The sequence below is a fragment of the Mycobacterium sp. Soil_C_30 genome (genome assembly GCF_057656995.1).
This window is the reverse complement of sequence record NZ_JBDGJH010000008.1, coordinates 124,331-149,567: the sequence shown is the minus strand read 5'-3', so window position 1 is coordinate 149,567 and position 25,237 is coordinate 124,331. Positions and strand designations below refer to the sequence as shown.

General features: G+C 67.8%; 27 protein-coding genes. 7 read left to right on the top strand and 20 right to left on the bottom strand.

Going from position 1 to position 25,237, the window contains the following annotated elements:
• Positions 1 to 24: 24 nt before the first annotated feature.
• On the top strand, positions 25 to 744 hold the full coding sequence (locus tag AC3A6P_RS17235; RefSeq protein WP_487692875.1) for a GntR family transcriptional regulator: 720 nt from the start codon (positions 25 to 27) through the stop codon (positions 742 to 744).
• 17 nt (positions 745 to 761) lie between these two features.
• Here the strand turns inward: AC3A6P_RS17235 and AC3A6P_RS17230 are convergent, their stop codons facing one another.
• Positions 762 to 1,562, bottom strand: coding sequence for a dienelactone hydrolase family protein (locus tag AC3A6P_RS17230; protein WP_487692874.1), 801 nt, complete (start codon positions 1,560 to 1,562; stop codon positions 762 to 764).
• Between the two features lie 22 nt (positions 1,563 to 1,584).
• Positions 1,585 to 2,247 (bottom strand): DUF4245 domain-containing protein, encoded by a 663-nt coding sequence (locus AC3A6P_RS17225; RefSeq protein WP_487692873.1) that lies wholly within the window; start codon positions 2,245 to 2,247, stop codon positions 1,585 to 1,587.
• Between the two features lie 54 nt (positions 2,248 to 2,301).
• Here AC3A6P_RS17225 and glpX point away from each other — a divergent pair, with 54 nt between their 5' ends.
• Positions 2,302 to 3,348 carry a class II fructose-bisphosphatase gene (gene glpX, locus AC3A6P_RS17220; RefSeq protein ID WP_487692872.1) on the top strand — a complete coding sequence of 349 codons (1,047 nt, stop codon included), beginning with the start codon at positions 2,302 to 2,304 and terminating at the stop codon, positions 3,346 to 3,348.
• A 20-nt stretch (positions 3,349 to 3,368) separates the two neighbouring features.
• Positions 3,369 to 4,781, top strand: coding sequence for a class II fumarate hydratase (locus tag AC3A6P_RS17215; protein WP_487692871.1), 1,413 nt, complete (start codon positions 3,369 to 3,371; stop codon positions 4,779 to 4,781).
• A 57-nt stretch (positions 4,782 to 4,838) separates the two neighbouring features.
• Here the strand turns inward: AC3A6P_RS17215 and AC3A6P_RS17210 are convergent, their stop codons facing one another.
• The 9 genes from AC3A6P_RS17210 to AC3A6P_RS17170 all read right to left on the bottom strand — a co-directional run bounded on the left by AC3A6P_RS17210 (position 4,839) and on the right by AC3A6P_RS17170 (position 13,963).
• Positions 4,839 to 5,192 (bottom strand): DUF732 domain-containing protein, encoded by a 354-nt coding sequence (locus AC3A6P_RS17210; protein ID WP_487692870.1) that lies wholly within the window; start codon positions 5,190 to 5,192, stop codon positions 4,839 to 4,841.
• A gap of 20 nt (positions 5,193 to 5,212) precedes the next feature.
• Positions 5,213 to 5,800, bottom strand: a complete 588-nt coding sequence (locus tag AC3A6P_RS17205) for a TetR/AcrR family transcriptional regulator (protein ID WP_487693001.1) — start codon at positions 5,798 to 5,800, stop codon at positions 5,213 to 5,215.
• Positions 5,800 to 6,729 (bottom strand): oxygenase MpaB family protein, encoded by a 930-nt coding sequence (locus AC3A6P_RS17200; RefSeq protein ID WP_487692869.1) that lies wholly within the window; start codon positions 6,727 to 6,729, stop codon positions 5,800 to 5,802. The genes AC3A6P_RS17205 and AC3A6P_RS17200 overlap by 1 nt, the downstream gene beginning before the upstream one ends.
• A gap of 65 nt (positions 6,730 to 6,794) precedes the next feature.
• Positions 6,795 to 8,000 carry a cation:proton antiporter domain-containing protein gene (locus AC3A6P_RS17195; protein WP_487692868.1) on the bottom strand — a complete coding sequence of 402 codons (1,206 nt, stop codon included), beginning with the start codon at positions 7,998 to 8,000 and terminating at the stop codon, positions 6,795 to 6,797.
• Positions 7,997 to 8,701 carry a polysaccharide deacetylase family protein gene (locus AC3A6P_RS17190; RefSeq protein ID WP_487693000.1) on the bottom strand — a complete coding sequence of 235 codons (705 nt, stop codon included), beginning with the start codon at positions 8,699 to 8,701 and terminating at the stop codon, positions 7,997 to 7,999. Before AC3A6P_RS17190 ends, AC3A6P_RS17195 begins: the two co-directional genes overlap by 4 nt.
• A 92-nt stretch (positions 8,702 to 8,793) precedes the next feature.
• On the bottom strand, positions 8,794 to 10,107 hold the full coding sequence (gene phoH2 / locus AC3A6P_RS17185; protein ID WP_487692867.1) for an RNA 5'-3' helicase PhoH2: 1,314 nt from the start codon (positions 10,105 to 10,107) through the stop codon (positions 8,794 to 8,796).
• A 193-nt stretch (positions 10,108 to 10,300) separates the two neighbouring features.
• On the bottom strand, positions 10,301 to 11,128 hold the full coding sequence (locus AC3A6P_RS17180) for an acyl-ACP desaturase (RefSeq protein ID WP_487692866.1): 828 nt from the start codon (positions 11,126 to 11,128) through the stop codon (positions 10,301 to 10,303).
• Positions 11,129 to 11,238: 110 nt separating this feature from the next.
• Positions 11,239 to 12,729 carry a glycine hydroxymethyltransferase gene (locus tag AC3A6P_RS17175; protein WP_487692865.1) on the bottom strand — a complete coding sequence of 497 codons (1,491 nt, stop codon included), beginning with the start codon at positions 12,727 to 12,729 and terminating at the stop codon, positions 11,239 to 11,241.
• 34 nt (positions 12,730 to 12,763) lie between these two features.
• Entirely contained in the window at positions 12,764 to 13,963 is a 1,200-nt protein-coding gene (locus tag AC3A6P_RS17170; RefSeq protein ID WP_487692864.1) for a DUF885 domain-containing protein, read from the bottom strand.
• A 75-nt stretch (positions 13,964 to 14,038) separates the two neighbouring features.
• On the opposite strand from AC3A6P_RS17170, the gene coaA reads away from it, so the two are divergent.
• Complete coding sequence (coaA, locus tag AC3A6P_RS17165) at positions 14,039 to 14,977, top strand: type I pantothenate kinase (protein ID WP_487692863.1); 939 nt, start codon at positions 14,039 to 14,041, stop codon at positions 14,975 to 14,977.
• Positions 14,978 to 15,058: 81 nt separating this feature from the next.
• On the opposite strand, the gene AC3A6P_RS17160 is transcribed toward coaA, so the two are convergent.
• The 3 genes from AC3A6P_RS17160 to AC3A6P_RS17150 form a co-directional block, all read right to left on the bottom strand.
• On the bottom strand, positions 15,059 to 15,454 hold the full coding sequence (locus AC3A6P_RS17160) for a hypothetical protein (RefSeq protein WP_487692862.1): 396 nt from the start codon (positions 15,452 to 15,454) through the stop codon (positions 15,059 to 15,061).
• An 85-nt stretch (positions 15,455 to 15,539) separates the two neighbouring features.
• Positions 15,540 to 16,883: a hypothetical protein gene (locus tag AC3A6P_RS17155; protein WP_487692861.1), complete on the bottom strand. Its 1,344-nt coding sequence runs from the start codon at positions 16,881 to 16,883 to the stop codon at positions 15,540 to 15,542.
• A gap of 4 nt (positions 16,884 to 16,887) precedes the next feature.
• Positions 16,888 to 17,685: a (2Z,6E)-farnesyl diphosphate synthase gene (locus AC3A6P_RS17150; protein ID WP_487692860.1), complete on the bottom strand. Its 798-nt coding sequence runs from the start codon at positions 17,683 to 17,685 to the stop codon at positions 16,888 to 16,890.
• 85 nt (positions 17,686 to 17,770) lie between these two features.
• Here AC3A6P_RS17150 and trhA point away from each other — a divergent pair, with 85 nt between their 5' ends.
• Positions 17,771 to 18,544, top strand: a complete 774-nt coding sequence (gene trhA / locus AC3A6P_RS17145) for a PAQR family membrane homeostasis protein TrhA (protein WP_487692859.1) — start codon at positions 17,771 to 17,773, stop codon at positions 18,542 to 18,544.
• Here the strand turns inward: trhA and AC3A6P_RS17140 are convergent.
• The 4 genes from AC3A6P_RS17140 to mca are packed head-to-tail and all read right to left on the bottom strand — an operon-like array spanning position 18,531 to position 22,017.
• Positions 18,531 to 18,899, bottom strand: coding sequence for a nuclear transport factor 2 family protein (locus tag AC3A6P_RS17140; RefSeq protein ID WP_487692858.1), 369 nt, complete (start codon positions 18,897 to 18,899; stop codon positions 18,531 to 18,533). The genes trhA and AC3A6P_RS17140 overlap by 14 nt on opposite strands.
• Before the next feature lie 10 nt (positions 18,900 to 18,909).
• Positions 18,910 to 20,880 (bottom strand): thioredoxin domain-containing protein, encoded by a 1,971-nt coding sequence (locus AC3A6P_RS17135; RefSeq protein WP_487692857.1) that lies wholly within the window; start codon positions 20,878 to 20,880, stop codon positions 18,910 to 18,912.
• A complete protein-coding gene (locus AC3A6P_RS17130; RefSeq protein ID WP_487692856.1) occupies positions 20,873 to 21,154 on the bottom strand; it encodes a hypothetical protein in 282 nt (93 codons plus the stop codon). The genes AC3A6P_RS17135 and AC3A6P_RS17130 overlap by 8 nt, the downstream gene beginning before the upstream one ends.
• Positions 21,151 to 22,017 carry a mycothiol conjugate amidase Mca gene (gene mca / locus AC3A6P_RS17125; protein ID WP_487692855.1) on the bottom strand — a complete coding sequence of 289 codons (867 nt, stop codon included), beginning with the start codon at positions 22,015 to 22,017 and terminating at the stop codon, positions 21,151 to 21,153. The genes AC3A6P_RS17130 and mca overlap by 4 nt, the downstream gene beginning before the upstream one ends.
• Positions 22,018 to 22,136: 119 nt before the next feature.
• Between mca and AC3A6P_RS17120 the strand changes: the two genes are divergently transcribed.
• Both AC3A6P_RS17120 and greA read left to right on the top strand, forming a co-directional pair.
• A complete protein-coding gene (locus AC3A6P_RS17120; protein WP_487692854.1) occupies positions 22,137 to 22,571 on the top strand; it encodes a DUF4307 domain-containing protein in 435 nt (144 codons plus the stop codon).
• 249 nt (positions 22,572 to 22,820) lie between these two features.
• Positions 22,821 to 23,315, top strand: coding sequence for a transcription elongation factor GreA (greA, locus tag AC3A6P_RS17115; RefSeq protein WP_487692853.1), 495 nt, complete (start codon positions 22,821 to 22,823; stop codon positions 23,313 to 23,315).
• 48 nt (positions 23,316 to 23,363) lie between these two features.
• Here the strand turns inward: greA and AC3A6P_RS17110 are convergent, their stop codons facing one another.
• Together AC3A6P_RS17110 and AC3A6P_RS17105 are read right to left on the bottom strand one after the other, a co-directional pair.
• Positions 23,364 to 24,536: a cystathionine gamma-synthase gene (locus AC3A6P_RS17110; protein ID WP_487692852.1), complete on the bottom strand. Its 1,173-nt coding sequence runs from the start codon at positions 24,534 to 24,536 to the stop codon at positions 23,364 to 23,366.
• 38 nt (positions 24,537 to 24,574) lie between these two features.
• Positions 24,575 to 25,222, bottom strand: coding sequence for an RDD family protein (locus AC3A6P_RS17105; RefSeq protein WP_487692851.1), 648 nt, complete (start codon positions 25,220 to 25,222; stop codon positions 24,575 to 24,577).
• Positions 25,223 to 25,237 lie beyond the last annotated feature (15 nt).

The window sequence follows — 25,237 nt, the reverse complement described above, 5'->3', positions numbered from 1 at the left end:
CGAGGACGACAGCAGGGAGGCCAAGTGCTACGAGAAGACCCGGAGTCGGCGGCCACCCGAGGCCCCGCCGGTGACCCCGGCGCCGACACCGGCGGCGGGCGCGGGACGCTGTATCAGGTCATCCGCCAAGAGATCCTGGCCGGCAACCCGCCTCCCGGAGGGGCGCTGCACGAGACCGGGCTGAGCAATCGGCACGGGGTTTCGCGAGCGCCCGTGCGCGACGCGCTGCTGAGGCTCGAGGCCGACGGACTGGTGGCGCGGGGGCCCCGCGGTGCGGTGGTCCGGACGCGCACGGCCGACGAGATCTACGACATCTATCAGGTGCGTATCGCACTCGAGGCAGAAGCGGTCGAGTCGGCGATCCGGCATGCCAGCGAACTCGATTTCGCGCGGTTGACCCTCATCCAGCAGAACGCTGTCGCCGAGACCGATCACGACCGTGCGCGCCAACTGCACGCCCGCTGGCATCGCGTGCTGGCCACGTCGTCGCGCAACAACACCATCGGTGAGGTGCTGGAGCGCCTGACGTCCCAGCTCGCCCTGTATGAAACCCGGTCGCTGGCCGAAACTGGGAATCTGACCCAGAGCCATGACGAGCATCTGCAGATCATCGAGGCCATCCGGGCCCACGATTCCGCCGCAGCGCGCGCACTGATCACCCGCCATCTCCAGCGCACCCGCGATGTGCGTGTCAACGCGCTGCTACACGTCGAAGACGAAACCGGGCTCGGTATTGCCGAGTGAGAGCGCCCGGCCAGAGGTCAGCCGGCGAGCCGTTCGGTCAAGAATTCGACGACGCGTTTGCGCGCCTCGTAGGCCGGGTGCCCGTCGGCCTCGCGCACCTGATCGGTGAGCACCGAGTGCGCCGCCCGGGTGAACCCGTCGGGATTGCCTGGGCCCGAATCGATTTCGATGACCTCGAACGCGTCACCCAAGCGCTGCTTCAAGGTGGTGAACCGCTCCCCCGGGCTCATCCAGTCCGCGCTGAACCGCAGACCGAGGGCGCACAGCCCCTCTTCGGCGGCGCGCTTCTCGATGATCTTCAGCTCTCCCTCGGAGACGCCGGGATCGCGGCGCTGTTTCGGAGTCAGGGGAAGAGGTAGCGAGGGTTGGCTCAGCACCGGCGCGAGCACACTCTCGTCGACCGCCGCGGCCAAAGCGAAGCCACCGGTGAAGCACTGCCCGATCACACCGACTCCCTTGCCCGGTGTGCTGGCGTTGAGGTCGCGCGCCAACGCGCGCAGGAACATCGCCACAGGCCGCTGCTTGTTGGTGGCGAACGCCGCGAACTCCCTGGCGATACACCCCCGTGCCAGCGTCGGCACCGCCGACGGAGCCAGTGCCGGTGCGCCCGGCGTGCCGAACAACGACGGCGCCGCGACGGTGAACCCGTTGTCCACCAGGTGGTTGCCCAACGCCAGCACGCCGGGGTGCAGCCCGGGCATCTCGGGGATCAGCACCACACCGGGCCCCGCACCCTTGCGGTAGACGTCGTGGGTGTAGCCGCCACCGGTGAACGGCGCGGCGCTCCAGCCTGCAAGGTCAGCCTCGGGTGCGTTCAACGGGGTCCTCCTGGCTTGCAGATCATGCGGCGGGTAACGGTGCCTGCGTCTGGGTGGCGCTGGCCAGTGTCCGGAATTCCTCAGGTGAACCGCCGCCGGTGATGGCCAACTGCGTACTGCCGATCCTGGTGGTCCACACCGGCTCGTCGGGCCCGTCTTCCGCGGCGCCTTCGTAGACGATCCACTGCCGCCCGCCCACCTCGACGGTGCCCGTCGGGTAGGCCCCCGCGGCGATGGAACGGACGAGGTCGTCTTCGTCGGCGTTGCTCTGCGTCAGGCTCATGTACTTGGTGTCGGGGGTGATGTAACCGACGTTGGAGATCAGCGCGCGCGCCGGCTGCCCGGTGACGGGATCGGTGCGTGCGCCGTCAAGGCCGTCACGACGCCCCGAGTTGGGCTTCCAGCCCTCGGGCAGGACCGGCATCCGGATCGGGAAGCCAAGTGTCTCGGCGTCCGAGCCGAGCGCCCCTTCGGCGTCATAGGTCGGGATCGGCCCTTGTGACGGGCCGCTGGGCTGGAACGAGCACATACCGAGCATCCCCGCCAACAGAATGCATCCGAGAATCAACGGTGCCATCGACCAGAACATGTCGCGGCCATCCTGCAGTACCCGCGGCTTGGCCTCCTTGGGCGTCGGAACGCCGGGGCTCGCGCTGCCCGGCGTCTGCTGCGGTTCCGTACTCACGCGTCCAGTATCCCAGCTCCCTACGCCGCTTCTGCTAATGGGACAATCACCCCCATGAATGCCGCGCCCGAAACGCCCGCTCGTCGTCGCGAAGCTCCAGACCGTAACCTCGCCCTCGAATTGGTCCGCGTCACCGAGGCCGGGGCGATGGCCGCCGGCCGCTGGGTCGGGCGTGGAGACAAGGAGGGCGGCGACGGCGCCGCCGTCGATGCCATGCGTGAGCTGGTGAATTCCGTCTCGATGCGCGGCGTCGTCGTGATCGGCGAGGGCGAGAAGGACAACGCGCCGATGCTCTACAACGGCGAAGAGGTCGGCAACGGCGACGGGCCGGACTGCGACTTCGCCGTCGACCCGGTGGACGGCACCACCCTGATGAGCAAGGGCATGCCGAATGCCATCTCGGTGCTGGCGGTGGCCGAGCGCGGCGCCATGTTCGACCCGTCGGCGGTGTTCTACATGCACAAGATCGCCGTCGGCCCCGACGCCGCCGACGTCATCGACATCTCCGCCCCCATCGCGGACAACATCAAGAAGGTCGCCAAGGTACGCAAGTCCTCAGTCGCCGACATCACCGTCTGTGTCCTGGACCGGCCCCGCCACGCCGATCTTGTCGCCGAGATCCGCGACGCGGGCGCCCGCATCCGGCTGATCTCCGACGGCGACGTCGCCGGCGCCATCTCGGCCTGCCGTCCCGACTCGGGCACCGACCTGCTCGTCGGCATCGGCGGCACACCCGAAGGCATCATCGCCGCCGCCGCGATCCGGTGCATGGGCGGTGCCATCCAGGCCAAGTTGGCCCCCACCGACGACGACGAACGTCAGCGCGCCCTCGACAAGGGCTACGACCTGGACCAGATCCTCACCACCGAGGACCTGGTGTCCGGTGAGAACGTCTTCTTCTCCGCCACCGGCGTCACCGACGGCGACCTGCTCAAGGGTGTCCGGTTCTTCGGCGGCGGCTGCACCACGCAGTCCATCGTGATGCGGTCCAAGTCCGGCACCGTCCGCATGATCGAGGCGTATCACCGCCTGTCCAAGCTCAACGAGTACTCCGCGGTGAACTTCACCGGGGACACGTCCGCCGCCTATCCACTTCCGTAAGAAACGAGCAAAGGGAGCTAATGACCGAGAGCGCAGTCGACGGCGACTACCGCATCGAGCACGACACCATGGGCGAGGTCCGGGTACCTGCCCGCGCACTGTGGCGCGCGCAGACCCAGCGGGCCGTGGAGAACTTCCCGATCTCCGGGCGCGGGTTGGAGCGCACGCAGATCCGGGCGCTCGGACTGCTGAAGGCGGCATGCGCTCAGGTGAACAAGGACCTGGGCCTGCTGGACGCCGAGAAGGCCGACGCGATCATCGCCGCCGCCGGCGAAATCGCGGATGGGCTGCACGACGACCAGTTCCCCATCGATGTGTTCCAGACCGGGTCGGGTACCAGCTCGAACATGAACACCAACGAGGTCATCGCCTCGATCGCGGCGGCCAACGGTGTGACGGTGCACCCCAACGACCACGTGAACATGTCGCAGAGCTCCAACGACACGTTCCCCACGGCCACCCACATCGCCGCCACCGAAGCTGCTGTGCGGCAACTGATCCCGGCGCTGGAGATCCTGCACGAGTCGTTGGCCAACAAGGCCCGGCAGTGGCGTACCACCGTCAAGTCCGGCCGCACCCACCTGATGGACGCCGTGCCGGTGACACTCGGCCAGGAGTTCGGCGGCTACGCCCGCCAGGTGCAGGCCGGTATCGAACGTGTTCGCGCGACGTTGCCACGCCTGGGCGAGCTGGCCATCGGCGGCACCGCCGTCGGCACCGGTCTCAACGCCCCCGACGGCTTCGGTGCCAAGGTGGTCGAGGTGTTGGTCAACGACACCGGCCTGGCCGAATTGCGCACGGCGGAGGACTCTTTCGAGGCGCAGGCCGCCCGCGACGGTCTGGTCGAGGCCTCCGGTGCGCTCAAGACCATCGCCGTGTCACTGACCAAGATCGCCAACGACATCCGCTGGATGGGCTCTGGTCCGCTGACCGGCCTGGGCGAGATCCAGCTGCCGGACCTGCAGCCGGGCAGCTCGATCATGCCGGGCAAGGTCAACCCCGTCATCCCCGAGGCCGTCACGCAGGTCGCGGCCCAGGTGATCGGCAACGACGCGGCGGTGGCCGTCGGTGGTCTCTCCGGCGCCTTCGAACTCAACGTCTACATCCCGATGATGGCGCGCAACATCCTCGAGTCGTTCACGCTGCTGGCCAATGTGTCGAAGCTGTTCGCCGGCCGGTGCATCGACGGCCTGGTGGCCAACGAGGCGCACCTGCTGGAGCTGGCCGAGTCGTCGCCGTCGATCGTGACGCCGCTGAACTCGGCCATCGGCTACGAGGAGGCCGCCGCGGTGGCCAAGCAGGCGCTCAAGGAGAAGAAGACCATCCGGCAGACGGTCATCGACCGCGGCCTGATCGGCGACAAGCTGTCCGAGGCCGAGCTGGACAAGCGCCTGGACGTGCTGGCGATGGCCAAGGTGCGCGACGGGGATTAGTTGCGATTTGGGCGCGATTTCGACCGCTGAGCGGTCGAAATCGCGCCCAAATCCCGTCTAGGGCTGGGGGGTGTAGCCGGCCGCGGACTGCCGCAGCGCCCAGATCTGGGCCGGGCACAGTTCACCGGTGGCCTGACTTAACAGGTACGACGCGCCGTACTCGTCGGTGCGGAAGTAGTCCTTGATAGACCGGGCGAGCATCGGATACGGCTCGCCGCCCCGGATCCGGTCACACAGCAGATAGCCGTATTGCAGTGCGGCGTCGGCATTCGGGAAGTTGTAGCCCGGCTTCACCGTCACGTTGACCAGATACCCGATCTGATCGGCCTGCGCGGCCGGCGCCATTCCGACGGCCGCAGTGCCGATCCCCATCACGGCCAACGCTCCACCCAAAGCCAGCGCCATCCTCATAGCCGCTGAGCGTAGAGCATTCACCACACCAGCGGTGCCAGATGCCGAGCGGCGTAGGTACGCACCGCATCCTGATCGCCGATGTCCAGCGACGGCGTGGGCACCTGCGCCAGCGAACAGGCCAGCCGGATGTGCAACTCGGACACCGCGAGCAGCTCAGCGTCCGGCATCTGTGCGCCCGCGGCCCGCAGGCCGGCGGCCATTGCGTGGGCGCTGACGGTCAGGAACTCACCGGCGTCGGCGTACATGCCTTCGACGATCACGGTGCCCGCGTCGAGCTGGAGGAAGTGACGCAGGATCGGCATCGTCGTCAGCAGCCGCAGACCCTCCCCGAATGCGGCGACGGCCGCGTCCTGTGGGCTGGCGCCCACCGAGATGGTGGCAAGCCGGTTCAGCGCTGTTTCGAAGGTGCGCCGCCCGACGGCCGACATCAACGATTCGCGATTGGGAAACCTGCGGTAGAGCGTGCTGCGGCTCACCCCGGCCTGCCGCGCCACCACGTCCAGGCTCGCTCGCACCATCCCGACCAGTTCGATCTCCTCGATCGCGGCTTTGAGGATGGCGTCTTCCTGCTCCGACGGTGACGCGGTGTTGTGTTGGCGCCGCATCACGGGGCAAAGGAATCGAGGCCCACGGACCGATATGCCGCGACGATCTTTTCGTACTCGAGGCGGTTGTGCGCCAGCGGCACCAGAACCACCCGCTCCGGCAGCACCCGCCAGGCCAGCTGCAGCGCAGCGGTGTAGGCGAAGAACTCCAGGTCGTGCCTGCGGGACCATCGAAAGCCGGTCATGTCACGCACTTTCGGGTGCATGATGCCGAATGAGCACACTTTCACGAAGCGCCCGATCGCCGGCCGGGCCAACAGCCACGCCGGCGTCACCGCCGCCCGCACCGGCCCGGAGATACCCAGCGTCGGCAACGGGAACTTGTCGAGTGTTGCCACCGCCTGGTCCAGAAAAGCGTTGGCGCCCAACTTGTTCGCCACCATGTCTTCGTAATAGCTGATCGCCTCGGCGTAGGTCTGCGGCAGCGTGCCCGCTCTGGCGGGCAGTTCCAGCGCGCTGAACGCCTCGACCAGCATCCGGTAGGCGGTTTCGCGTTCCATGCTGGTCATGGCGATGCCGGTGGCAGGGGTGAACGAGCGGATGGGCACCAGCAGTCCGCTGACCCCGATCCATTTCCACAGCTCCGGCGCCAGCGCGCTGTACCGGATATCAACGAAATCGCCTTTGCCGCTGCCCTTCACGTCCCGGTGCAGCCGCTTGAGCCGCTCGGCCTCGGCGGCGCGGTCCTCTGCGTCACCGAAGAACACCAGCATGGTCGCCGCGCCGCTGCGCACCCCGCGGTCGGCGAAATTGCCGGCGAAGCGGCCGGTACGGTCGACGGCCGCGGCCACCGGGGCCAGCGCAACCTCGTCGAAGGCCGCTCCGCCGAAAACACCCGCCAGCGCGCTGCCGGTGTGTTTACGGAACTCACGGATCACCCATGGCCGCACCGCCACCTGCGCTGGGGCTTCTGCTGCTGACGCACTCATGGTGCCCTCGTTCCTCAGAAGTTGAAACAAAGACTAGCCAGCTGTGTCAATATGTCAATGGCACATTACGCCTGGCGCGCCAGTCGGTCGCGTTGCACCAACCTGATTCCCAGCGGTGCGGTGGCGCTGTGCACCACCAGGCTGAGCGTGACGGCGACGACCACGGTCTGGGTGATCAGGTCCACCTGCTCGATGGCCCCCTCCTGCACCACGAGCAGACCGAGCACCAGGGTGCCGATCCCCCGCGGCCCGAACCAGCCGATGAACAACCGGCTGCGGGTCGGCACATCGGTACGCAGCAGCGCCACCCACACCGCGACCAGCCGGACCACGAACACCGCCACCGCCGCGAACACCACCACCCGCCAGTCCGCATCGCGCCAGCCGACCACCACCGCGGCCGCACCGAACATGGCGAACACCAACAACTCCAGCAGGTGCCCGGCGGCATCGGACACCTGACGCGGCACCTCGGCGCCGGTCCGCTGGGCCAGCACCGCGGTCGCCAGCCCGCCTGCGAACGCCGCCACGAAACCGCTGCCGTGGAACATCTCCCCCACCTGGAAACACAGCAGTGCCACCGCGACCGTCGCCAACTGCGCCCAGGTGCCGTTGATCCAGCGGTGTTCGTACGACTTCGCGACCGCCAGTCCGCCGAGCAGCCCGACGGCGGCGCCCGCGCACAGCGACAGCAGTTCGGTGCGCAGCAGGAACCAGCCCCAGTTCGAGGCGGTCTCGGACCGTTCTGAGGCCAGCGCCAGCGCGGCGAACAACGCTGCCAGAGCGAACCCGTCGTAGCAGCCGCTCTCCATCGCCAGGGCGTGCCGCACCCGTTCGGGGATCCGGCGGTCCTCCAGGAGCGCCTCGATGAGCGTCACCTCCAGCGGCGCGACGATAGCCGCCAGGCACACCGCTTCCCACACCGGCATCACCGGCAGCACCACCAGCGCGGTGACGGTTCCGAGTCCCAGAGTCAGCGGGATACCGATCAGGATCAGCCGGAAACTCTCGTGACCCCGTTTGAGCACCGAGCGCAGATCGAGTTCGGCAGCCTGATTGAACAGGATCACGGTGAGGGCCAGCTGGGCCACGACGGTGAAAGTGGCTGTGTCCGCTCCGATGTCGAGAACACCCAGCCCCGACGGGCCCAGCAGCAGGCCGGCTGCGATGAAGATCAGTGCGGGCGCCACATACCAGCGGGCCACCAGACCGGACACCACGGCATAGCCCAGCACCAGCAGGGTCAGCACCAAGGCGGACTCGTGGGTCATGGGACGTCGCGCAAGTCGTGGACGGGCGGGCCGTTGTCCCGGCCGCCGTACACACTGCCCGGCTGCCGCGGACCGAGCAGCCGGCTCACGGTCACCGGGTGATATCCGTTGGCGCGCAACACCGGAAGAAACTCTTCCACGAGGTCGACGGTGGAGGCGAAGGTGTCGTGCAACAGCACCACCGAACCCGGCCGCAGGTGCGCCATCAGCAGGGCCCGACTGGCCGCCAAATCGGTGTCGTGCAGCCAGTCATAGGGCACCACATCCCAATTGATCGCGGCCAGGCCCTGGTGTCCGGCCTGAGACATCACCTCGTCGTCGAGCATCCCGAAGCCGGGGCGCATGAGCACCGGCCGCTGCCCGGTCGCCGCCTCGATGGCGGCGGTGGTACTGCTGAGCTGCGTCGCCACCTCTGCCGCCGGAATGGTGGTCAGGTCGGGATGGCTCCAGCTGTGATTGCCGATCTCCATGCCGGCATCGGCAATGCGCTTGGCGGCCAACGGGTCTGCCGCCACCTTCTCGCCGACGAGAAAGAACGTCGCCTCGGCATCGGCGGCGGCCAGCACCTGCAGCAGGCGGTCGGTGTGCGGACCCGGCCCGTCGTCGAACGTCAGCGCCACACACTTGACCACCGCGCAATCGACGTCGTCGGCGTCAGCTTCGGCCTGGGTGGTGAACCACAGCAGCACCACCATCAGCATCGCGATCACCGCGCGGATCCACACGGTCACAGACTAACGATTTCGGCGCGCTCATCGCCGCTGAGCGGTGATGAGCGCGCCGAACTCACGTGTCACGGCAGGGCGCCGGGGCTGATCTCCTCGAGCATCTCGGTGACGAGCGCAGCGATCGGCGAGCGCTCACTGCGCAGCAGCGTGATGTGGGCGAACAGCGGGTGCCCCTTCAGCTTTTCGATCACCGCGGCCACACCGTCATGCCGGCCGACCCGCAGGTTGTCACGCTGCGCCACGTCATGGGTGAGCACCACCCGCGACCCGGCACCCAACCGCGACAGCACGGTCAGCAGCACATTGCGCTCCAGCGACTGCGCTTCGTCGACGATCACGAACGAGTCGTGCAGTGACCGGCCGCGGATGTGAGTCAGCGGCAGCACCTCGAGCATGCCGCGCGAGAGCACCTCTTCGAGCACGGCCGGGCTGGCCAACCCTTCGAGGGTGTCGAAAACGGCTTGCGCCCAAGGGCCCATCTTGTCGCTCTCGCTGCCCGGCAGGTAGCCGAGGTCTTGCCCGCCGACCGCGTACAGCGGCCGGAACACCACGACCTTGCGCTGGGTGCGGCGTTCCAGCACCGCCTCCAGACCCGCGCACAGCGCCAGCGCCGACTTGCCGGTGCCGGCCTTGCCGCCGAGGGACACGATGCCCACCGATTCGTCGAGCAGCAGATCCAGTGCGACGCGTTGTTCGGCTGACCTTCCCCGGAGGCCGAACACTTCGCGGTCACCGCGGACCAGCTGCACCCGCTTGTCGGGGTTCACCCGGCCGAGCGCACTCGAACTGCCACCGAGCAGCCGAACACCGGTGTGGCACGGCAGATCCCGCGCTGCTTCCAGGTCGATCTCGCCCTCGGTGAACATGCCGTCGATGTCCTCAGCGGACACGTCCAGTTCCGTCATCCCGGTCCAACCGGAGGTCACCACGTCCTGGGCGTGGTACTCGTCGGCGGCCAGGCCCACCGCGCCGGCCTTGACGCGCAGCGGGATGTCCTTGCTTACGAGGGTGACGAGTTTGCCCTCGGCAGCCAGATTGGCCGCGCAGGTCAGGATGCGCGCGTCGTTGGTTTCGGTGCGGAAGCCCAGCGGCAAGACGGTGGGGTCGCTGTGGTTGAGCTCGACCTGCAACGTACCGCCCTGTGTCCCAACGGGAATGGGCTGATCGAGGCGCCCGTGCTCCAACCGGAGATCATCGAACATGCGCAGTGCCTGGCGGGCGAACCAGCCGAGTTCGTGATGGTGGCGTTTGGCCTCCAACTCGCTGATCACCACCAGCGGCACTATCACCTCATGTTCGGCAAACCTGGTGCAAGCCCAGGGATCCGAGAGCAAAACAGACGTATCGAGTACGTACGTCCGAACCAGCGAATTTGTCACGTGGCGCTCCTCGACTCCGCACGGCCCCGCGGAGAGATTTCGGCGGGCGCTGCGGCACCAGGACCGGGGCCGGTCCTGCCGTAGTAACTACGGGAGTACCGCCCGGATAGCGAAGCAAGTTGCTGGCCATCGAGTGCGACGCTACCCCCGTTGCGGGGATCTCGCCGGGCAGGCGCGCGCGACTTTCTCGTGACTACTTCGTTACGAAACCGGTGAGCTCCGGCTCCCCGGCCAGGCCCAGCGCGGTGATCTCGTCGGAGATCACCTGTCGCAGCTGGTCAGGCCCGAAAATGCCGGCTTCGGCGACAACGGACACCTTGTCGGCATACGCGTCGATATCGGCTCCCGGGACCTGCAGTCCCGCGGCACGCGCGGCGACCGCCCGAACGGTCTCGGCATCGTCGTGCTCCAGGCACCACCGGACCAGATTGGAGAAGAACAGTTCGTGGCGTTCCTCGTCGAGGGCGATCTTCTCGATCATCGACTTGAGCACCGGCTCGTCGATCTGCTCGGCCAGCCGCCGGCAGAACACCGCGTGGGCACGCTCGAAGAGCGCCATGAAGACCAGGGTCTCGATCTGGCTGAACTCGTCGGCTCGGTAGCCCTTCATCACGTGCTCGACGCGCACGTCTTCGTTGGCCGTGGGGTCGAAGTTACGGGTGACCACCAGGTAGTTGCGCAGCACCACGGCGTGGAGGTGCTCTTCGGCGGTCCAGCGCCCGAGCCAGCGGCCCCACTTCCATTCGAGGATGAAGTGCTCGACCAGCTCGCGGTGGTAACCGGCGAGGTTGTCCTTGGTGATCAGCAGGATCTCGAGCGCGTCGACGACGTGCTTGGGCAGCGTGACCTCGGACTCGTCCCAGTCCGTGCCCCCGAGGAAAGCGAAGTTCTTGCCCTGTTCGAAGGGCACGTAGTCGTGCGCGAACCACACGTTCGCGGTCTCGACGTGACGCCGGTAGTTCTCGGCGACAACGGGCTCCAGCTCCAGCGTCAGTGCGTTGGCAACGGGTGTATCAGCCATGAAATAACTGTAACCCGAGTTCACACATTCCCCGAAATCGGTGGAGCGTGTCCGGCGGACTGGTGACTTTGGTCCTTCGCCGGTGCTCCGCAGGTCCGGCGATACGGCCGCTACTGCACCTGCAGGCCCGGGTACAGCGGGTTGGCGGCCAGCAGTTCGGCGGCGGCCGCGTGCACCCGTTCGGCGGTGCCGTCGGCCAGCGTGTACTTCGCCTTGGACGGGCCGGACGAGGCGGCGGTCGGCTGGGTGTTCGACAGCACCTCCACCACCAGCTCGGCCACCCGGTCGAAGTCGTCGGTACCGAACCCGCGTGTGGTCAGCGCCGGGGAACCGAACCGGATGCCACTGGTGTACCAGGCCCCGTTCGGATCGGCCGGAATGGCGTTGCGGTTGGTGACGATGCCCGAATCGAGCAGCGCCGACTCCGCCTGCCGGCCCGTGAGCCCGAACGACGTCACGTCCAGCAGCACCAGGTGGTTGTCGGTGCCGCCGGTGACCAACCGGGCGCCGCGCTTGAGGAAGCCCTCGGCCAGCGCCTTGGCGTTGTCGGCGATGCGCTGGGCGTACGTCCGGAACTCCGGCTGCCGGGCCTCGGCGAGTGCCACGGCCTTGGCGGCCATCACATGTGACAGCGGACCGCCGAGCACCATCGGGCAGCCCTTGTCGACGGCCGGGGCGAACTCCTCGGTGGCCAGCACCAGGCCACCACGCGGGCCGCGCAACGACTTGTGCGTGGTCGTCGTGGTGACATGCGCATGGGGCACCGGGTCCTCGTCACCGGTGAACACCTTGCCCGCCACCAGGCCGGCGAAGTGCGCCATGTCGACCATCAAGGTGGCACCCACCTCGTCGGCGATCTCACGCATCTTGGCGAAGTTCACCCGGCGCGGGTAGGCCGAATAGCCCGCCACCAGGATCAGCGGCTTGAATTCGCGGGCGGCCGCGGCCACGGCGTCGTAGTCCAGCAGACCCGTCTCGGGGTCGGTGCCGTACTGGCGCTGGTGGAACATCTTGCCCGAGATGTTGGGGCGGAAGCCGTGGGTGAGGTGGCCGCCGGTGTCCAGCGACATCCCCAGCAGCCGCTGGTTGCCCAGCTTGGCGCGCAGGCTCTCCCAGTCGGCTTCGGACAGGTCGTTGACGTGCTTGGCGCCGAGTTCGGCCAGCCCGGGGGCCTCGACCTTGGTGGCCAGGATGGCCCAGAACGCCACCAGGTTGGCGTCGATACCGGAGTGCGGCTGGGCGTAGGCGTAGGGGCTTCCGAACAGTTCGCGGGCGTGTTCGGCGGCCAGTGCCTCCACGGTGTCGACGTTCTGGCAGGCCGCGTAGAACCGGTGCCCGACAGTGCCTTCGGCGTACTTGTCGGAGAACCAGGTGCCCATGGTGAGCAGCGTGGCCGGTGACGCGTAGTTCTCACTGGCGATCAGTTTCAGCGAGTCACGTTGGTCGGCAAGCTCTTTGCGGGTGGCGGCCGCGACGCGGGGCTCGACGGATTCGATGACGCGCAGGGCAGCCTGGTAGGCCTCGCTGGCGGTGGCGGCGTAGTCGGCTCCCGGAGCTACGTACGGTGCGGTGGTTCCAGCAGCAAGAGACTCGGCAGTCATGGGGTCAAGGGTAGTCGCCGAGACCCCGCGTCAGTCACGCCGCCCGCAGGCTCGACGGGATCAGCGGCTCGTCGAGCAGCCGGGTGAACTGCTGGGTGAGGCTCACCTCGGCCGGCCGGGCCTCCAGCCAGCCCCGCAGCAGGCGGTAGCCCTCGACATAGGTACTGGTGTAGGCGCGCCACAGCGGCGAGGACAGGAAGCGCAGGGCCTGCCGGGCGCGGGCGTCGTTGACCAGCAGCCACCGCTGCAGGAAGGCCGCGACGTCGTCGACGTCGCGGTGTTCGTCGTGCAACATCAGCGCCGCGTCCTGACGCACGTCGGCCAGCGCCGCCGACGCCTCCGAGATGGCCTCGGCCCGCTCCCCGTCGAACGTCAACCCCAGATCGGCGTAGATCTCGGTGGCCCACGCACCCCAGCCCGGGCCGACCGCCGCATACAACGCCAGATCGGCCAGGCCTTCGGCCATCAGGCACTGTGGTGTGTTGACCAGGAAGATGGTCTGTTCCAGCTGATTCTGCTTCTCCACCAGACCCGCTTCCTTGCGGCAGTGTTCGGTGTGATGCCCCGGATAGGACTCGTGGGCCACCAGCCGCGGCAGATTGGACATCTGCTGCTTGAGGTCGGCGTTGACGGCGACGGTGGAGCGGTAGTCGCCTTCGTAGTAGTTGAACCCCGACCACGGTTTGTCGGTGACGATCTCGTAGTTGATGGTCTCGCGGGCATCGAGCGGGAACTCCGCGCGCACCCGGTCACGCAAGGCGCTGGAGAACGCCTCGATGCACTCGCCGAGCCGCTCGGGCGGGATCTCCTCGCCCGCCCGGTAGGCCTGCATCCGATCGGCCAGCGGTCCGCTGCCACCCAGCGCGGCATCGAGTTTGGTGTGCGCCTCGGCGTAGCGGTCGGTGTCGCCCTTGCTGATGGTGACGTCGAAGTAGTCCCGCACCTCGTCGACGAACCCCACCGGCTCACCGGCGAACTTGCGCCCCGAACAGGCCAGTGCGCGCAGGTGGGCGCGCAGGTAGTCGGCCCGCGCCGGCTCCAGCGAGGCCTGCGGCAGAGCGTCCAGGAGCCGGTGCGCCTGCCGGGTCAGGTCGGCCGGATCAGGGGCGGTTTCGTTGGCCACGGCCTGGCGCAGCGTCTGATCACCGGTGAAGGAGTCGACGTAACCCTCCTCGATGCGATCGAACCGCAAACCGAGCAGCAGGTACTCGCGGATCAGGGTGTCGGAATCCATGTCGGACAGATTAGTTGGGCGCGGCATCCGACACCTGCTGGTCATGCGCTCGGGGTAATGCGGTATGAACTACGCATGGCGCGCCTGAGCGAGCCGAGCCCCTACGTGGAGTTCGACCGGAGTCAATGGCGTGCATTGCGTATGTCGACCCCGCTGAAGCTGACCGAGGAAGAAGTGGTCGGGCTGCGCGGCCTCGGCGAGCAGTTGGACCTGCTGGAGGTCGAAGAGGTCTACCTGCCGCTGGCCCGGTTGATCCACCTGCAGGTGGCCGCCCGGCAACGGCTGTTCGCGGCCACCGCGGAGTTCCTCGGCGAACCGCAGCAGAATCCCGACCGGCCGGTTCCGTTCGTCATCGGCGTGGCGGGCAGCGTCGCGGTGGGCAAGTCCACCACGGCCCGCGTGCTGCAGGCACTGCTGGCGCGCTGGGGTCATCACCCTCGCGTCGACCTGGTGACCACCGACGGGTTCCTCTACCCCAACCACGAACTAACCCGGCGAAACCTGATGCATCGCAAAGGTTTTCCGGAGAGTTATGACCGCAGGGCGTTGATGCGGTTCGTCACGACGGTGAAGTCCGGCGCCGATCAGGTGTGCGCACCGGTGTACTCGCACCTGCTCTACGACATCGTGCCCGACGAGAAGCACGTGGTGCGCCACCCCGACATCCTCATTCTGGAGGGACTCAACGTCCTGCAGACGGGGCCGACGCTGATGGTCTCGGATCTGTTCGATTTCTCGGTGTACGTCGACGCGCGGATCGAGGACATCGAGGGGTGGTACGTCTCGCGCTTCCTGGCGATGCGCGCCGGGGCCTTCGCCGACCCAGCGTCACACTTCCACCACTACGCCACCCTCACCGACGAGCAGGCGGTTTTCGCCGCTCGCGACATCTGGCATTCCATCAACCGGCCCAACCTGATGGAGAACATCCTGCCGACCCGGCCGCGCGCCACCCTGGTGCTGCGCAAGGACTCCGACCACTCGATCAACCGCCTGCGCCTCCGAAAACTGTGATTTCGGCGCGCTCATAACCGCTGAGCGGTTACCAGCGCGCCGAAATCCCAAGGCGACGTAACCTCTTCCGGCGCCCGGATATCACGCCATACGCCTCACCCCCAGGTACTGGGCGATCGCGAACGCCGTGGTGTACACGGCGCTGAACCACAGTGCCGTCACCCCCAGCGCGGTCAGCGGCAGCATCCCGGACACCGCGACGGCCACCGCAGCCGCGGTGCAGACCAGATTGGCGATCACCACGCCGATCCCGGCCCGGCGCACCGACTCCAGCCCGGCCAGGCTGTACACCACCACGCCGTAGAGCACCAGCGCGGCGCCCACGACATACTCCTGGTTGGGCGTGAAACCGGTCAGGGACGACAGCGGTCCGGCGAACGCAGCCAACGCCACACCGCACAGTCCGGTGGCAGTGGCGTCGAGGCGGAGGGCGAATCGCAGCAGCGAGTCGGTGGCCGGGGCAGAGATGGCAGTCATGCGGCGCTCCTGTGCATCGATGAGTGTTCTGACACCATCGATGCTGCTCAGCGGCCACTGCCAGGTCGACGCACGCTACTGCCAACTACTGCCAGAGCGCTACCTGTCCACGCAGATCCGCCGCGATCACCCGGGCCGCCGCGTTCTGCCAGTTGTGCAGCGAGCGCTGCGGCACCTCGGTGACCAACCACTGCCACGCCTGACGGGCCACCGGATCCAGACCCGCGGCGGTGGCGTTCTGCGCGTAGGCCCGCACGCCGGCGACGTACGGAAAGTACAGCGAGTTGTAGTGCCGCCACTCCTCGGTGGTGCCGAAGTCGCCGGCATCGCGAGGCTTCAGCGCGGCGATCCGGTCGGCCAGCACGGCCTTGAGTTCGGCGGCCCGCTCCAGTGGTTGATCGGGTGCCCCGCGCGCCGCCAGCCGCTCATCGATGACGGGTAGGGCGGTCAGCGGGCTGGCGACGAGCTTGGACAGGTCACCGTAATGGCCGAGGGCGCGACGGGTCAGCCGGGTGAACGTATCGTCATCCAGCTCGTCCAGCGGATTGGCCGAACGCAGCGGCAAGGCCGCCTCGGTGCGCCGCAGTGCGGCCCGGTCGGCCTGCAACGCAGGCGAGAACGTCAGCCGGTCCAGCACCCCGGCCAGCGGGTCGGCCAGCACCGTGATGGCCAGGGCCACCGCCAGGCTGGTGAACAGCAGCACCGTCAGCACCAGCCGGCCCGACGAGCCGGTGACGGCCAACCCGATCAGTGCCTGCCCGCCGAACACCAACGCCACCAACACCGAGCCGACGAACGACCGCAGCATCCCGGCCCGCAGCGCCTGCCCTTCGTCGAACGCATCCCACAGCGCGACGGCCACGCCCAACAGCAGCAGATCGAAGCCCGTCGACGCCAACGCCAGCCAACTCGGCAGCAGACCGAGCGGGATCACCAGGATGGCGTTGCCCAGTGCGAAGAACAGCGTCGCGACAACCAGCACCCCCATTGCCGATCCCGGGCGTTGCGGTCGCCGGTAGGCCCGCACCATCGCCCCGAGCGACGACACCGAGATCACCGTGAACATCAGCCAGTGCCCGGCTCGCAGCGGCCCGTCGACGCCACCGGCGAGCGCGGCCCCCGTCACCGCCAAAGCGGCGACGACCCCGACTGCACCGAGCTCACGAAGCCGCCAGCGCTCGTGGGGGCGGGCCAGCTCCAACAGCACCGCAAACCACGCCACCCCGGGCACCGCGACCAGGAAGATCTCGATGCGGCCCAGGTACCCGGCCTGGCTGGTGAGCCGAACCGCATCCAGCGCGACCACCACCGCGAAACTGCACAACCCCAGCGCCGCCAGCCCCAGCACCGGTTTCCGCGGATCGCGGGCCAGCAGATACAACCCCAGCCACCAACTCAGCGCGAACACCACGGCTGAGAGGGCGGCCATGTGATCAGATCCCGAAGCGCCGATGCCGTTTGATGTAGTCGCGCAGTGCCCGCAGGAAGTCGACCCGGCGGAACGCCGGCCAGTGCGCCTCGGTGAACCACATCTCCGAATACGCGCTCTGCCAGAGCAGGAAGCCGGACAGCCGCTGCTCCCCCGAGGTGCGGATCACCAGATCCGGGTCCGGCTGACCCGAGGTGTACAGGTTCTCCGAGATCGCCTCCACGGTGACCGCCTCGACGAGCTTCTCCGGTGGCGTGCCGTTGGCCAGTTCCTTCGACAGCAGCGACCGGGCCGCGTCGACGATCTCCTGGCGCCCGCCATACCCGACGGCGACGTTGACGTGAAACGGTCGCGCCGCCTGGGTGCTCGCCGTACGTTCGACGGCGTCACGGACGCGGCGGGCCGGTTCCTCACCGAGCAGCGACAGGTCACCGACAGTGCGCACGCTCCACCGGTTGGCGGGTGCGCAGATCTCTTCGACCACGCCGGTGATGATCTCGATCAGGGCGGCGAGCTCGTCGTGGTCGCGTTGGAGGTTCTCGGTCGACAGCAGGTAGACCGTCGTCATCTCGATGCCGATGTCCTGGCACCAGCGCAGCATCTCGGCGATCTTGGCCGCACCCACCAGATAGCCGTAACTCACGTCGTCGTATCCGGCGTCACGCGCCCAGCGGCGGTTCCCGTCGCACAGCACGGCGATGTGTCGCGGCAGTTGTGACTTGGACCGCGTCAGCTCCTGACGCAGCCGCAACTCATACAGCCGATACACCGGCTCTTTGAGTTGCGGGGGAATGATGTCCACGAAAATCCAGACTACTGTGGCACAGAGCGATGCCTGAACGATCCGGACCAACTGCAGCCGTGCAGCTGCCGGGAGTGGAGATGAGATGACGGCACCCACCGGGACCGACGGTTCGCAACGGCACTCCCGCAGCGCCGCCGACGGTGACACCCCCAGGGATACCGCAGAGGACTTTCCCGAAGCGATCGTCGATGGTGTCGCCGAGTTCCTCGGCAAGCCGCGAGCCCGCGGCTGGATCCACCTGTACTCGGCGGTGGTCGCCGTCATCTGTGGGGCCACCCTGGTGTCGGTCTCCTGGGCGGTGGAGTCCACGCTGGCGGGTCTGGCGACGCTGATCTACACCTTCACCATCGTCGCCATGTTCGCCGTCAGTGCGACCTATCACCGGGTGCACTGGCACTCGCCGACCGCACGCAAGTGGATGAAGCGCGCCGACCACTCGATGATCTTCATCTTCATCGCGGGCAGCTACACCCCGTTCGCACTACTGGCACTGCCCGCGGAAAAGGGCATGCTGCTGTTCTGGATCGTCTGGGGCGGCGCACTGGCCGGTGTGGCCCTGAAGATGTTCTGGCCGTCGGCGCCCGCGTGGGTGGGAGTGCCGCTCTACTTGCTGCTGGGATGGGTGGCCGCCTGGTTCATCGGCCCGATCATGGACGGCGCCGGAGTGGCGGCGGTGGTGCTGCTGATCGTCGGTGGCGCGCTCTACAGCATCGGCGGCGTGCTGTACGGCCTGAAGTGGCCCAACCCGTGGCCGACGACGTTCGGTCATCACGAGTTCTTCCACGCCTGCACCGCCGTGGCGGCCATCTGCCACTACATCGCGATGTGGTTCGCGGTGTTCTCTACAGTTGCTTGATGTCCGACGGGCCCCAATAGGCCTTCATCGAGGTGATCTCGCCGGCACCGTTGAACGTCATGACCTCGATCGGTTCGATGCGGACCTTGGTCTCACCCATCGTCACGGTGATCGCGAACACGAACGCGGCCTCGTGCCCGCCGACGCGGAGCTGCAACAGCTCGGTGCTCACCTCGGCGCCCGCGGTGGCCCCGTAGAAACCGGCGATGGCGGTACGGCCGATGTGCACCTCGCCGCCGCCCACGGGATCTTCGAGCGTGGCGTCCTCGGCGTACAGCGCGGCGACGTCCTCGGCGCTACCGCTGACCACGGTGTCGAGGTAACGCTGGACCAGGGCTGCGGGATCGAGACTCATGGGCCGCACGCTACACGGAGACACCCAGCGCGGCAGCAAGTTCCACCGCGCCCGTGACGGGCAGATCGCACATCCGGCCGCGGCACACGTAGGCGGCATCCTGTCCGCCCACCCGGTCGCGTCCGATCAGCAATTCCGAGCTGTCCACCGGCCCGCCCACCACGATCGTCCCGCCGGGGGCGAGCCGTCGGGCGGTCTCCAACAACGGCGAGCCCGGTTCACATGCCACCGCGATCTGCAGCGGCCCGCGCACCGCGGCTTCGGCCACGGCCAGCCAATGGCCCGCTGACCGCGGCGCCGCGGCCAGCAGCTTCGAATGCGCCAGCAGCGTCTGCGCGGCGGCGTTGGCGTAGGTGTCGGACCCGACGAGGTGCGCGGCGGTCAGCAGGGCTTCGGCGATCAGCGACGCACCCGACGGCGTGGCACCGTCCAGCGGGTCGCCCGGCCGGACCACCAGCGTCTCGGCATCGTCGGCGGTGTCGAACCACCGGCCGGGCCGGTCGGGGCCGGCGAAATGCTGCAGGGCGGTGTCGATCAGCCCGCGCGCCGCATCCAGGAACTCCCCGGTCAGCTGGTACACAGCGAGCAGGCCGGTGGCCAGGGCGGCGTGGTCCTCGAGGATCGCCGCGCCGTCACCGACCCGGCCACCCAGGCTGGTGCGACGCAGCCGGCCGTCGATCAGGTGGCGGTCCAGCAGCGCCGACGCACACCGCCGCGCAGCCTCGATGAGGTCGGGCCGTCGCAGCGCCACCGCGGCCTCGCACAGCGCCGTGATCGCCAAACCGTTCCAGGCCGTCACGATCTTGTCGTCGCGGGCGGGCTGCACCCGTTGCGCGCGGGCAGCCAGCAGGGCCGCACCGACTCGGCGCAACCGGTCGTCGTCGACATCGGCGGGCAGTTGCAGCACGGAACTGCCGTGCTCGAACGTCCCGGTGTCCGTCACCTGGAAAACCCTTGCCGCCCAAGTGCCGTCGTCGTCGCCCAGGACCTCGCGCAGCTGCGCGGGCGTCCAGACGTAGGTGGACCCTTCCTGGCCGTCGGCATCGGCGTCGAGCGACGAGATGAACAGCTCACCGTCGGCCAGATCGCGCAGCAGGAAGTCCGCGGTCTGGGCCGTCACGCGCAGTGCCAGCGGATCAGCGGTGCGTCGCGCCCAATGCGCATAGAACCGCAGCAGCAACGCGTTGTCGTACAGCATCTTCTCGAAATGCGGTACCACCCAAGCGGAGTCGACGCTGTAGCGGGCAAATCCACCGGCCAGCTGGTCGTAGATACCGCCGCGCGCCATCGCCGCACCGGCGCGCTGCACCACCGCCAGCACATGCGCGGCACCGGTGCGTTCATGACTGCGCAGCAACGCCTCCAGCAGAGCCGACGGCGGAAACTTGGGTGCCTGCCCGAATCCACCGTGGGCGCCGTCCTCGTCGGCCAGTACCGCCGCCGTGGCATGGTCACACAGCGCCGCGGTGATCTCCGGGCCGCCGCCGGGGACAGCGCCGGACATGGCGCGCAGTTCACCGGCGATCTGTTCCGAGGCGGTCTCGACGTCGCCGCGGCGGCTTCGCCAGGTGTCGGTGACGGCAGCAAGCAGTTGCAGGAACTGGGTTTTCGGGTAGTAGGTGCCGCAGAAGAACGGTCTGCCGTCCGGGGTCAGGAAGCAGGTCATCGGCCAGCCACCCTGCCCGGTCAGCGCGACGGTGGCGTTCATGTACACCGCGTCGAGGTCGGGTCGTTCTTCCCGGTCGACCTTGATGCACACGAAGTCGGCGTTCATCACCTCGGCCACGTCGTCGGACTCGAACGACTCGTGTGCCATCACATGGCACCAGTGGCACGCCGCGTATCCGATCGACAGCAGGATCGGCACGTCGCGGCGGGCGGCCTCGGCCAGCGCTCGCGGCGACCATTCCACCCAGTGCACCGGATTGTCGGCATGCTGGCGCAGATACGGGCTGGTCGCCGTGGCGAGCTGATTAGCCACCGGGCTCCCGGGGCGGCGGGCTGGTCTCCGCCGGATCGGGGTCGACGGTGCCGTCGTCCACCGCCTGATCAGGTTCGGGATGTTCGGGGTCGAAGGACTCCGGCAACCGCTTGAGGTGGCGGTTCATCGACCACACCAGCGCAAAGGTGCCGACCAGGAGCAGCACCACCACCAGCAGCCCGAACGGGCTGGCCTTGCCGAAGTCGGGTCCGGTGTTGCGGGGCGGCGCTTCCTCCGCCAGAAGCGTCACCGCGGCGAGGAAGATCTCGTTCACGGTTGGACCCCGGCGAACAAATCATCTTCGGGCAGGTCAACCGGTACCCGGCTGCGCGCCAGCTCGTACTCCTCGGTGGGCCACAGGCGCTTCTGCCATTCCATGGGCGTGGTGAAGAAGAAGCTGTTCGGATCGATCTGGGTGGCATGGGCCAGCAGTGCCTTGTCCCGCACTTCGAAGTAGTCGGAGCACTCGATCCGGGTGGTCACCCGCTTGGACAACAGATCGTCGTCGGGGTCCCAGTTCTCCAGCCACTTGGCGAACGGCCCCTCCTGATCGTGTTTGGCGAACTCGTCCTGGAGCACCTGCATCCGCTGCCGCAGGAAACCGTGGTTGTAGTAGAGCTTGGAGATGGTCCACGGCGTGCCCGCCTCGGGGTACAGCCGGTAGTCGCCGGCCGCCTCGTACGCGGCCACCGACACCTCGTGGCAGCGGATGTGGTCCGGATGCGGATAGCCGCCGTTCTCGTCGTAGGTGGTCATCACGTGCGGTTTGAATTCGCGGATCAACCGCACCAGCTTGCCGACGGGTTCCTCCAGCGGAACCAGCGCGAAGGCGTCTTCGGGCAGGGGCGGCAGCGGGTCGCCCTCGGGCAAGCCGGAGTCGATGTAGCCCAGCCACTCGTGCTCGATACCGAGGATCTCGGCGGCGCGTGCCATCTCGTCGCGCCGGATCTCGTGGATACGGCCGTGCACGTCGGGCAGGTCCATCGCGGGGTTGAGGATGTCACCACGCTCGCCGCCGGTCAGAGAGACCACCATGACCCGATGGCCCTCGGCCGCATACTTGGCCATAGTCGCGGCACCCTTGCTGGACTCGTCGTCCGGATGCGCGTGCACCGCCATCAGCCGCAGTTCGGTCACCGTTCGCCTTCGTCTCGCCGTTGTTCCGGGTGCCGATACGATCGGCCCCTCATGCTTAATACTTCCATCCCGATCGTTCCATTCCGCCGGTCGGGACCCGAAAGCACGGTGATCCTCCCTTGACCGACGGCCCGTTGATCCGCCCGGAGTCCCGGTACGGCCGCCAACCGACAGCGCGGCGGTCCCGGCGCTGGCTCGTGATCGCGCTGGCAGTGCTGGTGGTGACGCTCGGCGGCATCGCGGCGGTGATCGGGTTCCAGCGGATCAACAGCACCGACGTCGACGGCGAGATGGTGGCGTACCGGTTGATCGACGACCAGACCGTGGAAGTGACCTTCAACGTCACCCGGTCCGACCCGTCGCAGGCGGCGGTGTGCATCATTCGGGGCCGCTCTCGTGACGGCAGCGAGACGGGTCGCCGCGAGCTGCTGGTGGAACCGTCAGATCAAGCAACGGTGCAGGTCAGCGGGTTGGTGAAGACCAGCCTTCCTCCCGCGGTGGGGGACGTCTACGGCTGCGGCACCAATGTGCCCGGCTACCTGGTGGCGCCCTAGCCGACGGCATCCACACAACCAACGCCGTCCGGCGAAATCGTGAAAATCGGCTGGCCCGCCGGTGGTATGCTCGCTTGATACACGGTTCCTGCTGGGACCGTGTATTGCGTCTATAGCGCGTGTAACCGCGGCTGTGAGATGTCAATACACGCGGCTACCACACCCTCGGCAGCCTCCCGGCATACAGCGACCGTCACGAGACTGACCAACGCGGATATCGCGGACCAACACAGATGACAGGAGCGCGAGATGACTGATACCCAGGTGACCTGGCTGACCCAAGAGTCCTATGACCGGCTCAAAGCCGAGTTGGACCAGTTGATCGCCAACCGTCCCGTCATCGCCGCCGAGATCAACGACCGTCGCGAAGAGGGCGACCTGCGCGAGAACGGCGGCTACCACGCGGCGCGTGAGCAGCAGGGCCAGGAAGAGGCCCGCATCCGTCAGCTGCAGGAGCTGCTGAACAACGCCAAGGTCGGCGAGGCCCCCAAGCAGTCCGGTGTCGCGCTGCCCGGTTCGGTGGTCAAGGTCTACTACGACGGTGACGAATCCGACACCGAGACCTTCCTGATCGGCACCCGGGAGCAGGCCGTCAACGACGGCAAGCTCGAGGTGTACTCCCCCAACTCACCGCTCGGTGGCGCGCTGATCGACGCCAAGGTCGGCGAGACCCGCACCTACACGGTGCCCAATGGCAACACCGTCAAGGTGACACTGGTCAGCGCCGAGCCCTACCACGCCTGAGCTGTTCCGAGGACGGCGCGGATCCCTCCGGGGATCCGCGCCGTTCTGCTAGGCCAGGGCCTGCTCCAGGTCGCCGATCAGATCGCCGATCTCTTCGATCCCCACGGACAGCCGCACCAGATCCGCGGGTACCTCGAGCTGCGAACCGGCGGTGGAGGCGTGCGTCATCGCACCCGGATGCTCGATCAGCGATTCCACCCCGCCCAGCGACTCGGCGAGGATGAAGATCTCGGTCCTCGCGCACAGTTCCCGGGCCGCCTCGATTCCTCCGGCCATCCGCACCGACACCATGCCGCCGAATCCGCTCATCTGCCGGGCCGCGACCTCGTGGTTGGGATGCCCGGGCAGGCCCGGGTAGAGCACCGAACTGACGGCCGGATGGCCGGCCAGGAACTCGGCGACCGCGGCACCGTTCTCGCTGTGCCGCTGCATCCGCAGTGCCAGCGTCTTCAGGCCCCGCATGGTCAGGTAGGCGTCGAAGGGACCGGGGACCGCTCCGGCGCCGTTCTGCAGGAATGCGAACGCGGTGTCGAGCTCCTCGTCGTCGGTCACCAACGCTCCGCCCACCACATCGGAGTGCCCGCCGATGTACTTGGTGGTGGAGTGCAGCACGATATCGGCGCCCAGCCTCAGCGGCTGCTGCAGCGCAGGCGAGGCAAAGGTGTTGTCCACCAACACTTTTGCTTTGAATTCGCGCGCCACTTCGGCGATCCCGGCGATATCCGCGATCGTCAGCAGCGGATTGGTGGGTGTCTCCACCCAGATCAGTGCGGTCCTGTCGGTGCAGGCAGCGCGGACGGCCGCGAGGTCACCGAGCGCGACCGGCGTGTGGCTGATCCCCCAGTGGGTGAACACCTTGTCGATCAACCGGAAGGTGCCGCCGTAGGCGTCATCGGGGATGACGATGTGATCTCCCGGGCGGAGAACGGCGCGCAGCACGCAGTCGGTGGCGGCCATGCCGGAGCTGAAGGCCCGCCCGAAGGTGCCGTCCTCGACGGCGGCCAGCGACGCTTCCAGCGCCTGGCGGGTGGGATTTCCGGTGCGGGCGTATTCGAATCCGCCACGCAGCCCGCCCACGCCGTCCTGGGCGAACGTCGAACTCGCATAGATGGGCGCGTTGACGGCCCCGGTGGCGGGGTCGGGGCGGTATCCGGCGTGGATGGCCTTGGTGGCCAGTCCCTGCCAGCGGTGGGCGTCGGCCTTGCTGCGCTGCTCGCTCATTTCAGCCAGCGTAATGAACGCAGCAAGGCCGCCGTGGATCAGGGTTTGGGTTGGGTGGGCACGCAGACGGTCGTCATGATCTTGTCGGCGATCGTCTGGCGTTTGGCGTCCCACAGCGGGAACAGGTAGCCGATGTAGCAGATCAGACCGTCGATGATGTGCGCCAGCTGCCGCACGATCGAGAGCCCGAAACCGATTGGCTGCCAGGTCTTCTCGCTCACCACTTTGAATTTCATCACGGACTTGCCGATGGTCGAGCCGGTGGTGCCCTGCCGGTAGCCGTAATTCCAGATCACGAACACGAAGGCCGCGAGACCGACCACGAGTGTCAGGACCAGGCCGAAGGCCGACGGAGTGGAGGTGCAGTAGGCGCTGTACCCGTCAACGGTGTCGGTGGTGCATTCGTTCTCCCCAGTTGCCACGGCGATGCCCTGGGCGATGCCCACCGGGATACCGACGATCAGGCTGTCGATGAGCCAGGCCAGCACCCGGGTGAACCACGGGGTGTACGCGTCCTTGGGCAGGACCTGCGGGAAGCCGGCCTGCGGGGCATAGGCCCCGGGTGGCGGCGGCACATACCCTCCGCCGGACGGGGGCGGCGGCGGGTAATTCCCAGGCGGTGGCGGCGGGTAATTGCCGGGCGGCGGGTAATTGCCGGGCGGAGGCGGCGGGTACTCGGTCATCATCGCTCCTTGGTATGG

Excerpts from the sequence above, each read along its gene's own strand:
- glpX (WP_487692872.1), top strand. The coding sequence starts at position 2,302 with ATGAATGCCGCGCCCGAAACGCCCGCTCGTCGTCGCGAAGCTCCAGAC.
- AC3A6P_RS17215 (WP_487692871.1), top strand. The coding sequence starts at position 3,369 with ATGACCGAGAGCGCAGTCGACGGCGACTACCGCATCGAGCACGACACC.
- AC3A6P_RS17210 (WP_487692870.1), bottom strand. The coding sequence starts at position 5,192 with ATGAGGATGGCGCTGGCTTTGGGTGGAGCGTTGGCCGTGATGGGGATC.
- AC3A6P_RS17205 (WP_487693001.1), bottom strand. The coding sequence starts at position 5,800 with ATGCGGCGCCAACACAACACCGCGTCACCGTCGGAGCAGGAAGACGCC.
- AC3A6P_RS17200 (WP_487692869.1), bottom strand. The coding sequence starts at position 6,729 with ATGAGTGCGTCAGCAGCAGAAGCCCCAGCGCAGGTGGCGGTGCGGCCA.
- AC3A6P_RS17195 (WP_487692868.1), bottom strand. The coding sequence starts at position 8,000 with ATGACCCACGAGTCCGCCTTGGTGCTGACCCTGCTGGTGCTGGGCTAT.
- AC3A6P_RS17190 (WP_487693000.1), bottom strand. The coding sequence starts at position 8,701 with ATGCTGATGGTGGTGCTGCTGTGGTTCACCACCCAGGCCGAAGCTGAC.
- AC3A6P_RS17180 (WP_487692866.1), bottom strand. The coding sequence starts at position 11,128 with ATGGCTGATACACCCGTTGCCAACGCACTGACGCTGGAGCTGGAGCCC.
- AC3A6P_RS17175 (WP_487692865.1), bottom strand. The coding sequence starts at position 12,729 with ATGACTGCCGAGTCTCTTGCTGCTGGAACCACCGCACCGTACGTAGCT.
- AC3A6P_RS17170 (WP_487692864.1), bottom strand. The coding sequence starts at position 13,963 with ATGGATTCCGACACCCTGATCCGCGAGTACCTGCTGCTCGGTTTGCGG.
- coaA (WP_487692863.1), top strand. The coding sequence starts at position 14,039 with ATGGCGCGCCTGAGCGAGCCGAGCCCCTACGTGGAGTTCGACCGGAGT.
- AC3A6P_RS17160 (WP_487692862.1), bottom strand. The coding sequence starts at position 15,454 with ATGACTGCCATCTCTGCCCCGGCCACCGACTCGCTGCTGCGATTCGCC.
- AC3A6P_RS17155 (WP_487692861.1), bottom strand. The coding sequence starts at position 16,883 with ATGGCCGCCCTCTCAGCCGTGGTGTTCGCGCTGAGTTGGTGGCTGGGG.
- trhA (WP_487692859.1), top strand. The coding sequence starts at position 17,771 with ATGACGGCACCCACCGGGACCGACGGTTCGCAACGGCACTCCCGCAGC.
- AC3A6P_RS17140 (WP_487692858.1), bottom strand. The coding sequence starts at position 18,899 with ATGAGTCTCGATCCCGCAGCCCTGGTCCAGCGTTACCTCGACACCGTG.
- greA (WP_487692853.1), top strand. The coding sequence starts at position 22,821 with ATGACTGATACCCAGGTGACCTGGCTGACCCAAGAGTCCTATGACCGG.
- AC3A6P_RS17110 (WP_487692852.1), bottom strand. The coding sequence starts at position 24,536 with ATGAGCGAGCAGCGCAGCAAGGCCGACGCCCACCGCTGGCAGGGACTG.
- AC3A6P_RS17105 (WP_487692851.1), bottom strand. The coding sequence starts at position 25,222 with ATGATGACCGAGTACCCGCCGCCTCCGCCCGGCAATTACCCGCCGCCC.